This window comes from Variovorax sp. DAIF25, assembly GCF_050711835.1.
In the GTDB taxonomy this organism is placed as follows: Bacteria; Pseudomonadota; Gammaproteobacteria; order Burkholderiales; family Burkholderiaceae_C; genus Variovorax.
The window spans coordinates 342797-357045 of the sequence record NZ_CP136637.1; the positions used below are offsets into that span (position 1 = coordinate 342797).

Below are 14249 nucleotides of genomic sequence, written 5' to 3' on the forward strand. Positions count from 1 at the left end.
CGGATGTGACCGCGCGATGACGCGCGCGGCTTCACGCGCGCGCCATTCCCGCCGCGAAAAATAGTTGGGGGATCGCGCCGAGGTCGCACGTCATAGCCGCAATGGGGTGTTGCTTTGCACGGCGTGCGAAGCGAATGCCTCTGCATCCATGGCTGCCCATCGCAGGGCGGCCGCATGGCATCGACTCAACCACGGCGGAACTGGCATGAACACAAGAGGGCGCGGCGCGAAGGACAACGGAGTGGGCGGGGAGCTTTCCGTCTTCAGGATGGCACCGGTGGCGAGGGTCATCACGCTGATGCTGGCTGCGATCGGCGCGGCGGGTGCGGCGCATGCGCAGCAGCGTGCGTTCAGTGCGGCGTGGATGACGCAGAAGAACATCGCGCAGGGACAAGCGATCGCTACAGGCCGGCTGCCGAATGGCCTGCCGGTGTCCTCGCTCAACACGCCGAGCGCGCAACAGCAGCAGGCGCGCGAGCAGTTGCAGCGTTCGCTCGGCAACCTGAACTTGGCCGCGCAGAGCATCGCGGCGCAGCAGGCCGCGCAGGCTGCGGCACGGCAGGCGGCACTGGACGATCCGTCTTCCGTGCCTGATGGCTTGGCCGATGGCGGTCTTCGCGTCGACACCAATTCGTTGACCGCGGGTTGGCTCAACGCGCAGGCACCGGTGCAATCGCAAGGCACCGATGGCCGTACCACGGTCACCATTCAACAGACCGGCGATCGCGCGATCCTCAACTGGGAGACCTTCAACGTCGGCAAGCGCACCACGGTCGATTTCAGGCAGCAGGCCGATTGGGCCGTGCTCAATCGCGTCAACGACCCGCAGGCACGGCCCTCGCAGATCCAGGGGCAGATCAAGGCCGATGGCACGGTGCTGATCGCGAACCGCAACGGCATCGTATTCAGCGGATCGAGCCAGACCGATACACGCAACCTCGTTGCGGCGGCCGCGAAGATCAGTGACGAGCAGTTCAAGACGCGCGGCATCTACAGCGCGCAGGCGAACGGCGCCTACACGCCGAGCTTCACCGATGCCGACGGCAAGGTCGAAGTGCAGGCAGGCGCTCGCATCAACACCACGCCGACGACCACGGTCACGCAAGGCGGCGGCTATGCGCTGCTGCTCGGCAAGGAGGTCGGCAACGCGGGTGCCATCACCACGCCGCGCGGCCAGGTGCAGATGGCGGCGGGCGACTTCTTCATCGTGCGGCCCGGCCAAGGCACCGCGGCGAACCAGACCTCCACCACGCGCGGCAATGAAGTGGCGCCGCAGTTCAATGTGGACAGCACGGCGGGCGCGGTGACGAACACCGGCTTGCTGCAGGCACCCGAAGGCGATATCACGCTCGCGGGCCGTAAGGTGGTGCAGGACGGCGTGGCCGTGTCCACGACTACGGTCGACACGCGCGGCACGATCCATCTGCTGAACGCGGCGAGCGACAAGCTCGGCAGCGTCACGGTGACCGCGCGTGCCCTCAATGCCATCCTGCTCGACGACCAGAACGGACGCACCGCACTCGACAGCCAGCGCGATGCGTTGATCGCCGATTCGGCCGTGCAGGACCTGGCACGCCGCACCGCGGCCTCGGGCGGCTTCGACAATCTCGCGCGCCTCGACGACCGCCGCGACCAGTCGCGCATCGAGATCGTCTCGGGCGGCGGCGTGGTGTTCGAAGGCGGATCGACCACGCTGGCCACTGGCGGCCAGATCGCGGTGGCCGCGAGCAATGGTCGCAGCACGGTGGCCAATGGCGCACGGCTCGATGTCTCGGGCGCCGTGGGCGTCCAGGTCGCGATGTCCTCGAACAACGTCGAGATCAACATCCAGGGCAACGAGCAGCGCGACGCCCCGCTGAACCGCGACACCACGATGCTCAACAACAGCAATGTGTGGATCGACCGGCGCAAGCTGCTGCGCGTGGCGGCCGGTGTGGGCGGCTACGACAAGGAGCGCTGGTACACGCCGGGCGGCCTGCTCGAGGTCGGCGGCTACCTGGGCCTGCAGGGCCACACCGTGTGCGAGTGGGGCGCGCAGGGCGGCAGCGTGGTGTTCGCGGGCAACGAACTGGTCGCGCAGGCGGGCTCGAACATCAACCTCTCGGGCGGCACGCTGGACGTGCAGACCGGGATGATCAAGCAGAGCTGGCTCAAGGGGGCCGATGGCCGGCTCTACGAGGTGTCGAGCGCGCCGGCCGATGTGCAGTACACGGGCCTCTACAAGGGCTACGAGGACGCGCACAAGCGCTGGGGCGACAAGACCACGGGCTTCTTCTACAACCCGCTGATCGGGCCGCAGCAGCGGCTGGAGAACGGCTACACGGTGGGGCGCGATGCGGGGCAGTTGATCGTCTCGACCGGCGCGGCCGTGCTCGAGGGCGACATCAGCTCGGGCGTTTACCAAGGCCCGAGGCAGACGACCAGGCGCGACGGCGGCATCGATGGCTATGCACAGTCGCACGACGCCGCGGCGCTCGCCGCGCAACTGATCCTCGGCAGCTACACCAGTGCCTTCAACACCAATGCGAAGAATGGTCCGACCGGCGTGTTCCACAACCTCGCACCGACCGTGGACCACATCGTGTTCGGCGGCGACCAGCCCGCGCTCGGTGACGGCATCGCGCCCGACGGCCCGCTGCCGCAGGCCCGCAAGGATGCGCTGCATGTCGACAGCGAGCGCCTCGACGGCTGGGGCCTCGGCGCGCTGATCGCCGTGGGCCGCGACAGCGTGCGCGTCGACGGCGCGCTCGCGGTGGTGCCCGGCGGCCGCATCGCGCTGCATGCGCAGCAGGTCGAGGTGAACGCGGACCTCACGGCGCGCGGCGGCAGCATCGCGCTGGGCAATGTGCTCAAGACGACCGCCACCACCGGCGTGACGGTCGAGACGCTGATGCCGTCCGACCCCACCCATCCGACCGCGGTGACGGTGGCGAATGGCGCCACCCTCGACACGCGCGGCCTGTGGACCAACCTGCAGCTCGATCCGAGCAACGGCCAGGGCCTGCCCTATGTCGACGGCGGCACGGTCGACATCCGCAGCGCGGGTGCCGTGACGCTCGCGGCCGGCAGCCTGATCGACAGCTCGTCCGGCGCGGCCTTGAAGGCCAATGGCGCGCTGGTCGCGGGCCATGGCGGCGACGTGACGCTGTTCGCGGGCTATGCCGTGCTGCCGGGCGACGCGCCGATCGACGCACCGCTGCGGCTGGACGGCGAGATCCGCGGCTTCGGCGTCGCGGGCGGCGGCACGCTGAGCCTGGGCTCGGGCCGCGCGGTGGGCATCGGCGCCGGCGTGCATGGCCTGAACGGCACGCTGGCCGCGGGCGAGACCACCGCGGTCAACCTGCAGCTCGAGCGCGACTACCTGGTGGCGGCCGGCGGCACCGTGCCCGCGGATTTCGCGGTGACGGTGCGCGCGGTCGCGGCGGGGCAGACGCTGGCCGCGGCCACGGCACCGCAGATCGATGCGGGCGCCTCGCTCACGGTCGCGGCCGACTGGGTGGTGCCGGCCGGCGGCCTCTACGTGCAGTCGACCAGCGGCATCTACTACTTCGGCGGCAGCGTGGTGCCCGCGGGCACCGCCCTGAGCCGCTTCAACGGCACGCTGCCCGCGGGCTACACCATTCCGGCCGATGCCTTCCCCGCCGGCGTGCCGATCGCGCCGGTGACCACGCGCTATGCCGCGGGCACGGTGGTCGACAGCGAGCTGCGCATTCCCGCCGGCGCGCTGGTGCTGGGCGGCAGCACCGCGCTCGCGGCGCTGCCGGTGCGCGCGGGCACGCTGCTCGACACCGGCCTGTTCCAGCAGGGCTTCTCGCGCTACGCGATCCAGGGCCGCGATGGCCTCGAGGTCGGCGACGGCACGCGGCTCGAGGTCGCGATGCCGGTGCTGCGCATCGATGCCGAGCGCACGCGGCTCGTGCCCACGGGCGCCGCGCCCGAGACGGCGCTGTCGCGCTGGACGCCGCCCGTGTATGCGGAGGACGCGGAGGCCGCAACGCTCACGCAGCGCGCGGGCGCGAGCCTGTCGCTGACGGCCGGCGCGCTGAACGCCACCGACCATGCGCCGCTGCGCATCGGCCGCGAAGCGCGGGTCGCGGTCGATCCGGGCGCGGCGATCGCGCTGCGTGCCGACGGGCAGCTCAGCGTCGAAGGCCGGCTCGATGCCTGGGGCGGCCGCATCGACCTCGCGAGCCTGCCGCAGGCGCAGGGCGCGAACGTGCTGCTCTCGACCGCGGGCCAGTCGGTGTGGATCGGCGAGACCGCGGTGCTCGACGTGGCCGGCCGCGCCCACGTGGCGCGCGACACGCAGGGCCGCGCCTACGGCGTGGCGCCCGGCGGCGGCACCATTGCCGTGGGCCTCAGCGATGCCTACGTGATCGTGCGCCCCGGCGCCTTGCTCGATGCCTCGGGCGCGGCGGTCGAGGTCGACGCGGCCGCGGGTGCGAACGGCCCCGCGGTGTCGCGCACGGTGATGCTGGCGGGCGATGGCGGCGGCATCGAGATGCGCTCGTACAGCGGCATCGTGCTCGACGGCACCTTGCGCGCGCAGGCCGGCGGCGCCAACGCCTTCGGCGGCTCGCTGGGCCTGTACCTGCAGGAGCGGCTGCAGGACCCCACGCGCGAGCCGGTCGGCGAGGCGCGCAACCAGCTCTACACGGTGCGGCTGGTGCAGAACGCCGCGCCCAGCGGCCTGGCGTCCGAGCTCGCGCCCGGCGAGGCCGATGCGCGGCTGGTCTACGGCCAGGCCACGCTCGGCGCCGACCAGGTGCGCGCCGGCGGCTTCGATGCGCTCACGCTGTCGGCGCACGACCGCATCCTGTTCGACGGCGACCTCGACCTGCAACTCGGCCGCAGCCTGAACCTGAAGCGCGGCGTGCTGACCGTGGCCGACGGCACGCCCGATGCGCAGGTGCGCATCGCCGCGCCCTACATCCGCCTGGACGGCGGCAACTGGGACCTGAAGGAGACGCTGCCGCCGACCTTCATGCCGGGCCTCGCGCTGGCCGGCGGCGGTGCCGCGCCCGCGGGCCGCAGCGCGCTGACCCTGTCGGCCGACCTGATCGACCTCTACGGCGCGGTGCTCTCGGGCGCCACCGGCGTGAAGGGCGCGGGCTCGCCCGATGGCGTCGGCTCGCTGCCGCAGAACCGGATCGTGCTCGACGGCTTCGCCGACGTGGCGCTGCACAGCAGCGGCGACGTGCGCCTGGCCGGCGGCTTCAACGTCAGCGGCAACCTCGAGGTGCGCGCCGCGCAGGTCTATCCGATGTCGGGCGCCTACGCGGCGCTGGTCGCGGGCAACCGCCCCACGGGCATCGCGCCCGACAGCACGCTCACCATCCGCTCGAGCACCGGCGGCGTGCCCGAGGTGCCGTACTCGGCCTTCGGCCAGCTGGTGCTGCTCGGCGGCACCGTCGACCAGGGCGGCGTGGTGCGCGCGCCGCTGGGCAACATCTCGATCGACACGCTGGGCGGCTTTCTCGGCACCGACTGGCAGGCCGTGCTGGTGCTCAACGGCGGCCCGGGCTTCGGCCCGGTGAACGCGAAGCTCACCGATCCCACGGTGATCCTGCGCGACGGCAGCCTGACCTCGGTCAGCGCCGCCGGCATGGAGATGCCCTTCGGCGGCACGGTGGACGGCGTGAGCTATGCCGGCCTCGCGAAGAACGGCCGCTACACCACGCAGTACAACCTCGCCGACACCTACGTGAGCCGCGGCGACAACAGCGGCACCAAGTCGGCCGACACCGACGCGCTGGTCAGCGGCATCAGCATCGGCGCCACGCGGCTGGTGGGCGAGGCCGGCGCGGTGCTCGACCTCTCGGGCGGCGGCGTGCTGCATGGCGAGGGCTTCACCTCGGGCCGCGGCGGCTCGGTCAACGTGCTCAACACGCCGCTGGTCAACACCAACCCCGCCAACGCCTCGCTGCGCCGCTTCAGCCAGCCCGGCAACGGCGTCTACGCGATCGTTCCGGGCCACGATCCGGGCTATGCGCCGGTGATCCTCGACAAGGGCGCGGGCGATCCGGCCATCGGCGCGCAGATCGAGATCGGCGCCGGCGTGCCCGGCCTGCCCGCGGGCACCTACACCTTGATGCCCGCGAGCTTCGCGCTGATGCCCGGCGCCTTCCGCGTCGAGCTCGGCGCGCAACTGCCGCTGCGCAGCCTGGGCACGGCGGGCACCGTGACGGCCGCGGGCGGCTCGTGGCTCGCCAGCGCCGTGCAGCGCGTGGCCGGCACCGCCAAGCGCGCGGCGGTGCCCACGCAGGTGCTGCTCACGCCCGCCGATGCGGTGCGCGACCTGGCCCAGTACAACGAGACCGGCTTCAGCGAGTTCCTGCTCGCGCAGGCCGAGCAGTTCGGCACGGTGCGCTCGCGCCTGCCCGAGGACGGCAAGATCCTCGACCTGCAGCTGCGCGCCAGCGACAAGGTGCAGGAGCCGCTGCGCTTCGAGGGCACGGCGCTGTTCGGCGGCGCGACGCGCGGCGAGGCGCGCGGCATCGACGGCCTGATGTTCGTCGGGTCCGACGGCAAGCTCATCGAGGTCCGCCCGCGCGATGCCGTCGACGCGGTGCGCGACGGCAGCCGGCTGTCGCTGGCCGACAGCGCGCTCAACGCCTTCGCGGCGCCCTCGCTGGCCATCGGCGGCGCCTGGCGCTACTTCGACGGTGCCAGCACCCTGGGCGAGAGCGCGCGCATGTACTTCGGCCAGGACGGCCGCGAGCATCCGGGCGTGGTGCTGCGCGACGGCACGGTGCTCAAGGCGGGGCAGGTGTTCCTGGTCGGCGACGCGATCTCGCTCGAGGGCGGCGCCGGCATCGACACGCGCGGCTTCGGCGGCCGGGTCATCGATTCGGCACTCGGCTACGTCTATGCCAACAGCCTCTCGTCGGGGCAGTTCGCGGGCGGCCCGGCGGTGCTGGCCGTGGGCAATGGCCTGCTCGACTTCCTGCCCTCGGCGGGCACGAGCACCATCGCCGTGGCCGACGGCGCGCGGCTGCGCACCGAAGGCACCATCGCCTTCGCGGCACCGGGCGCGCTCGAGCTCGGCGAGGTCGACATGGGCGCGCGCTACCTCACGGTGGCGCAGAACCAGATCAGCATCGGCACCGCCGAGAGCCTGGCCGCGGCCGCGGCGGCGGGCGTGCAGCCGCAGGGCTGGCACCTCACGCAGGCCGTGCTCGACCGGCTGCTGCGCCCCTCGGCCGAAGCCGGCGTGCCGGCGCTCGAGCGGCTCAACCTCACGGCCGGCGGCGCCTTCAACTTCTACGGCACGGTCACGCTCGACACCGGCGACTCGCCGGTGCAGATGGTGTTCGCCACGCCGGCCTTCTACGGCTGGGGCAGCGCCGGCGACACCGTGCGCATCGCCACCCGCAACCTGGTGTGGAACGGCATCGGCACCGGCGTCGGCAGCGCCGACAACCCCTATGCCAGCGTGGCGCCCGCGCCGGTGCAGGCTGGCGGGCCGGGCACCGGCAGCGGCCGGCTGGTGATCGACGCGCAGACGGTGCTGTTCGGCTACGACGCGCTGAGCCGGCCGCAGCGCCAGACCGCGCTCGACCGCCTCGCGCTGGGCTTCGCCGGCGTGGAGATCCATGCCGCGGACCGCGTGAGCGCGAACAACGCCGGCAGCCTCACCGTGGGCGGCATCCAGGCCGCCGACGGCAGCCGCACGGGCGGCGACCTGCGCATCGTCACGCCGCTGTGGACCGGCGAGGCCGGCTCCAGCATGAAGTACGTGGCCGGCGGACGGCTGGAAGCGATCGCGCCCGACGGCGGCGCCCGTGCCGACACCGCGGCGCTCGACACGCTCGGCGCCAGCCTGGCGCTCGAGGCGCGCTCGGTGCGGCTCGACACCGCGCTGGCGCTGCCCAGCGGCCGGCTCTCGGTGCGCGCCGACGGCGACATCGCGCTCGGCGACGGCGCGGCCATCGACCTCGCGGGCCGCAGCATCGACTTCTTCGACGTGCGCAAGTCGAGCTGGGGCGGCGACCTGAAGCTCGAGAGCGCGCACGGCAACATCGACCTGGCCGCCGGCTCGCGCGTGGACGTCTCGGCCGCGCGGCAGGACGCGGGCTCGTTCTCGGCCAGCGCCGCCAACGGCAGCGTGAGCCTCGCGGGCACGCTGCGCGCCTCGGGCGGCGGCGCGGACTTCGCCGACGGCCGCTTCGCGCTGACGACCGCGCGCCTCGGCGACGACGCCTTCGCGCAGCTCAACCGCCAGCTCGGCGAGGCCGGCTTCTTCGGCGCGCGCAGCTTCACGGTGAAGAACGGCGACCTGCGCGTGGGCGACGGCGTGCGCGCGCACGAGATCTCGATCGCGGCGGACGGCGGCAGCCTGCGCATCGGCGGCACGCTCGACGCCTCGGGCCGCGGCGTCGGCAGCATCGTGCTGTCGGCGCGCGACGAGCTCGCGCTCGAGGCCTCGGCGCTGCTCGACGCGCATGCCAGCGCACTGGCCGTGGACAGCCGCGGCGCGCCGATCGATGCCGCGAACCGCGCGCGCATCGCGCTGAGCTCGAGCCAGGGCACGGTGCGGCTGGCCGGCGGCGCCAGCTTCGACCTGCGCGCGGCCGACGGCATCGCGCGCGGCCAGCTCGACATCAACGCGCCGCGCACCGGCGAGACCAGCGGCGACCTGCGCATCGACGCGCCCGCGCCGCTGAACATCCGCGGCGCCAGGAGCGTGGCGGTCAATGCCTTCTGGACCTACGAGCCCACCGACGCCAACGGCAGCGTCAAGCAGAACAACGGCGATGCCAACGGCAGCCCGGTCGGCGCCGACGGCATGGTCGGCCTCGACCAGATCGACGCGCGCAGCCGCGCCTTCATCGACGCGGCCTGGAACAACGCCGGCCTGCAGGGCCGGCTGGCGGGCCTGAAGATCGACGGCGACGCCTTCCACCTGCGCCCCGGCGTGGAGATCCGCAGCAGCGGCGACCTGCACACCGTGGGCGACCTCGATCTCTCGGGCTACCGCTACGGCCCCGGCGCGAACGGCACGCGCGGCGCGGGCGAGGCCGGCGTGCTCACCTTGCGCGCGGGCGGCGAGCTGCACATCGATGGCAGCATCAACGACGGCTTCGCGCCGCCGCCCGACTCGCCCGACAGCAAGGTCTACCGCGAGGTGCTGAATTCGGTCACGCTGGAGACCGACTACCAGGTGCCCGCGGGCGGCCTCACGCTCGCCGCGGGCAGCCAGCTGCCGTATGGGGGCGTGCTCGGCTTCGACCTCGCGCTGCCGGCCAACACGCTGCTGACCCTGTCGGACGACGCACCGCTGCCGATGGACGTGGTGCTCGGCGGCAACACCCTGAACAACCGCGTGAAGGCGAACGTGGTCACCACGGCCGACATCATCCTGCCGACCGGCCGCGTGATCCCCGCGGGCACCAACACCTCGACGCTGGTCGGCGTGATCGGCACCACCACGGCGAACCTGCGGCTGCCGGCCGGCACCGTGCTGCGCGCGGGCATGAACGCGATCCAGTTCAGCAACGTCGCGATCTACGGGATGCGCATGGCGGCCACGACCTGGCGTGCCGGCACCGACGTGGCCGTGCTCAACGGCCTCGAGCTGGCCGACCCGGTCGAGCTCGCGGCCGGCAGCGTGCTGCCGGCCGGCATGTTCGTGAGCAGCGCGCTGGCGCAGACCGGCAGCCGCGCGATCTGGGCCATCGCGCCGATGCTCGGCGCGGGCAGCGCCTCGTGGTCGATGCGGCTGGTGGGCGGCGCCGACCTCGGCAGCAGCGATTCGCGCGCCGTGCGTTCGCAGGGCGGCGGCATCACGCTCAACGATCCGTTCCAGGTCAATCTGCAGGGCAAGGGCCTGGGGCCGCAGGCGCCCGGCACGAGCGTGGTGCGCACCGGCACCGGCGACCTCGAGCTGTTCGCCGCGGGCGACTACACGCAGCAAAGCCTCTACGGCGTGTACACCGCGGGCACCTGGGTGCCGGGCACGGGCGCCGGCACGGCCTGGAACGCGCCGCGCGAACTGCAGCCCGACGGCACCACGCTGGGCAGCAACCTCGGCGACCGTGACGGCTACCTCGCGGCCATCGACCCGAACCGCATGTGGTACACGACCGGCGGCGGCGACTTCACGCTGGCGGCCGGCGGCAACATCCGCGGCCTGCAGGGGAGCAATTCCGAGCTGGTCGGCGGCTGGCTGCTGCGCCAGGGCGCCGGCGAACTCGGCCAGGCCACCGGCTGGGGCGTGATGTTCGGCTCCTACGTGCTCGACGGCCCCGGCGTGTACGCCGACTACGCGGGCCTCGGTCTCGCGGCCTACGCGGGCCTGGGCGCATTGGGCGGCGGCAATGCGCGGGTGCGCGCGGGCGGCGACATCGGCACCGACCTCGCCGACACCGACCTGCCCACCAGCGGCCGCGGCATCGTGGTCGCGGTCGGCGGCAGCGGCCGCGTGATCGACGGCACGGTGGCGCAGACCGGCGGCGGCCTGCTCTCGGTGCAGGCCGACGGCCGGATCTACGGCGGCCAGTACGCCAACCTGCGCGGCGACACCGCGCTGCGCGCGGCCAGCCTCGGCGTGATGCAGCTCAAGAGCTACAGCGTGAGCCTCAACGACGACCCGCGCGGCCTCGACCCCTACATCGCCTATTCGGCCGCCAGCCGCGGCGGCGCGGTGTTCGCGCCGGGCGACGGCCGGGTCAGCGTGCAGACGCTGGGCGACCTGGTGCTGCGCGGCGTGATCGATCCGGGCCGCGGCATCCAGCGGCTCGAGACCCGGGTCAGCCTCGCCGACGGCAGCGAGGGCGCCGCCTCGAGCTGGTACACGCTGTGGACCAACGCCACCGCGATCGAGCTGTTCTCGGCCGGCGGCAACCTCTCGCCGCTGGGCACCGCGTCCGACACCACGACCGCGTTCCTGCCCTCGGTGCTGCGCGCGGTGGCGCCCGGCGGCAGCATCTACTTCGCGGGCCGGCAGCAGGACGACTACCTGATGCCGTCGCCCACCGGCCAGCTCGAGCTGCTGGCCGGCAACCGGGTGTCGGGCGTGAGCGCGAACAACACCAGCAACGCCGGCTCGCCGATCGGCCTGCTGGGCACCTCGGCCGACGCCATCGCCACGCCGTTGCGGCCGGCCTGGCGCGCGATGACGCCCGGCGACTTCGACGATGCGGCGCTGCTCGCGAGCAACTACTGGCGCGGCGGCACCTCGGCGATCGACGGCATCGCGAACCTGATCATCTACGCGAACGCCTACAGCCCCTACGACGGGCGCTACAACGGCACCGGCGGCACGCCGTTCATGTTCGGCCCCAACACGCTGAGCGACGACAGCATGGCCGGCAGCGGCACCGTCTCGCACGTCTATGCGCTGCGCGGCGACATCCAGAGCGTCGCGATCGGCGAGGTGCGCAACATCGGCAGCAGCTTCGACGGCACGCAGGGCCAGTACTTCCTGGCCTCGAAGCCGCTGCGCATGCTGGCCGGCGGCGACGTCGTCAACAGCGGCGGGCTGATCGCGCACGGCAGCGCCGCCGAGGTGTCGATGGTGGCCGCGGGCGGCGACATCTTCAACCAGGGCAGCGCCACCGGCTTCGCGATCCTCGGCCCGGGCACGCTCGAGGTGAGCGCGGGCGGCGACATCTACCTGGGCAACCGCGCGAGCCTCACCAGCCTCGGACCGGTCTCGGCGGCCGACAAGCGCCCGGGCGCGGGCATCGTGCTGCAGGCCGGCCTGGGCGCGGGCACGCCGGGCGAGGGCGCGAGCGATGTCGCGGGCTTCGCGAAGCGCTACCTCGATCCGGCCAACCTCATCGATGCCTCGGGCGCGCTGGCCGATCAGCCGGGCAAGGTCGCGAAGACCTACGACGCGGAGCTGGCGGCCTGGCTGGGCGAACGCTTCGGCTTCTCGGGCACGGCGGCCGAGGCGCTGCGCTATTTCGAGGCGCTGCCCGGCGAGCAGCAGCGCGTGTTCGTGCGCCAGGTGTTCTATGCCGAACTCACGGCCGGTGGTCGCGAGTACAACGACGTGGACAGCAAGCGCTATGGCAGCTACCTGCGCGGCCGCGAGGCCATCGCCGCGCTGTTCCCCACGCTCGATGCGGCCGGCCGGCCGGTGGCGCGCAACGGCGATATCACGCTGTTCCAGGGCGCCAGCACCAATGCCGGCGTGCGCACCGTGGCCGGCGGCGCGATCCAGACCCTGACACCGGGCGGCAGCACGGTCGTGGGCGTGGAAGGCGTGGTGCCCGCGACGGGCGACGAGGTCACGCCCGCCGGCCTGCTCACGCAGGGCGAGGGCGACATCCAGATGTACAGCAAGGGCAGCATCCTGCTGGGCCTGTCACGCATCATGACCACCTTCGGCGGCGACATCCTGGGCTGGTCGGCCGAGGGCGACATCAATGCCGGGCGCGGCTCGAAGACCACGCTGGTCTACACGCCGCCCAAGCGCGAGTACGACGCGCTGGGCAACGTGAAGCTCTCACCCAACGTGCCGAGCACCGGGGCTGGCATCGCGACGCTCGATCCGATTCCCGAGGTGCCGCCGGGGGACGTGGACCTGATCGCACCTCTCGGGACCATCGATGCGGGCGAGGCAGGGATTCGCGTCTCGGGCAACGTGAACCTCGCGGCGCTGCAGGTGGTGAATGCGGCCAACATCCAGGTCAAGGGCGAGTCGGCCGGGTTGCCGGTGATCGCGTCGGTCAACGTCGGCGCGCTCACCAATGCCAGCGCCGCCGCTTCGCAGGCCGCGATGGCGGCGCAGGACACGGTGCAGCGCGAACGCACGGCCGCGCGCCAGGCCTTGCCCTCGGTCTTCACGGTGCGCGTGCTGGGCTTCGGCAACGAGCAGCCCGAGGGTCGCGATGGCCGCGACGAGGCGCCCAAGTCCTCGACCGGTGCCAGCCTGCCGCCGAAGGAACGCTACGACCCGGCGAACCTGGTGCAGCTCGTGGGCCGCGGCCAGGACTTCCGGCCTGGCCAACTGGCGCGGCTCACCGAGGACGAGCGCCGCCGGCTGCTGCAGGACCGGTAGCTCTCCCGCCACGGACCTCCCCGTGCCCCGCCTGCCTCGCGCAGCGCGGGCGGGGGAGGGCTTCGCCGCGCACCGCGGCCCCGAACCCACGTCAAGGATCGAACCGCGATGGACATGAGCATCCAGCACGCGCTGCAGCGGCCCGAGGGCATGCCTCAGGGCCCGGCGCTGCGCGACTTCCTGGTCGCGAACTACGAGCGCCTGCGCCAGCGCCTCGCGCGCCGCCTCGGCTGCGGCGACCTCGCGGCCGACTGCCTGCACGACACCTGGCTGCGCCTGGGCGAACTCGGCGCGATGCAGGCGGTGCAGGCGCCCGAGGCCTATGTGTTCCGCATGGCCTGCAATGCGGCCGTCGATCAGTTGCGCGCCAACCGCCATGCGCGGCTGGGCGGCGAGATCGAGCTCGACCAGCTGGTCGACCCGGCGCCGGGGCCCGAGCTGATCAGCGAGTCACGCTCGAGGCTGCAGGCCGTGGATCGCGCGATGCAACGCCTGCCGCGCCGCCATCGCGCGGTGCTCGAGGCGCTGCGCATCGAGGAGATGACGCGGCACGAGGTCGCGAGCCGCTATGGCCTGTCGCTGCGCAGCGTCGACACCGCCCTGCAGCAGGCGCTGAGCTACTGCGCGCGGCACAGCGGGCAGCAAGTGCTCGCGGGTCCAAGCACCGCGCGGCGGCCGCTGCGCTGAGGCGGCATCAGTCGGCGGCCGCGCACGGCGCGCAATGCCGCAGCGCCAACCGCAACGCGGTGTCGACATTGCGCAGCGAGAGCTGATAGCGCCGCGCCACTTCCTGGCGCGTCATCTCCTCGATGCGCAGCGCTTCGAGCACCGCGCGATGGCGGCGCGGCAGCCGCTGCATCGCGCGCTCGAGCGCCCGCAGCTCGGAGCGCGCCTCGGCCACGGCCTCGGGGCCCGGCGAGGGATCGGCGAAGGCCTCGACCGTGAACTCGGGCTCCTGGACCTGCAGCGACGCGCGCTCGCCGCGCAGCCGGTCCAGCGCCACGTTGCAGGCGACGCGATAGACATAGGCCTCGGGCGCCTGCACCGCTGGCAGCGCCGCCATGTCGCCGAGCCGCAGCCAGGCATCGTGCAGGCAGTCGCTGGCGCGGTCGGCGCAGCCCAGGTGCCGCTGCAGCCGGCGATGCAGCCGCTGGTAGTTCGCCACCAGGCAGTCGCGCAGCGCGCGGCCGGGCTCGGCGCCGGCCTCGGGCGTGGCCAGGTGAACGTGGATGCTCATGTC

3 protein-coding genes are annotated in these 14249 nt (G+C 73.0%); 2 read left to right on the top strand and 1 reads right to left on the bottom strand.

The genetic code is table 11. From position 1 onward, the window contains the following. Nucleotides 1-268 precede the first annotated feature (268 nt). Both R0232_RS35720 and R0232_RS35725 read left to right on the top strand, forming a co-directional pair. A complete protein-coding gene (locus R0232_RS35720) occupies nt 269-13009 on the top strand; it encodes a filamentous haemagglutinin family protein (protein WP_431514633.1) in 12741 nt (4246 codons plus the stop codon). A gap of 108 nt (nt 13010-13117) precedes the next feature. Further along, a complete protein-coding gene (locus R0232_RS35725) occupies nt 13118-13696 on the top strand; it encodes an RNA polymerase sigma factor (protein ID WP_431513999.1) in 579 nt (192 codons plus the stop codon). 7 nt (nt 13697-13703) lie between these two features. Here R0232_RS35725 and R0232_RS35730 read toward each other — a convergent pair whose 3' ends face one another. Beyond that, entirely contained in the window at nt 13704-14246 is a 543-nt protein-coding gene (locus R0232_RS35730; protein WP_431514000.1) for an RNA polymerase sigma factor, read from the bottom strand. Between the last annotated feature and the right edge of the window lie 3 nt (nt 14247-14249).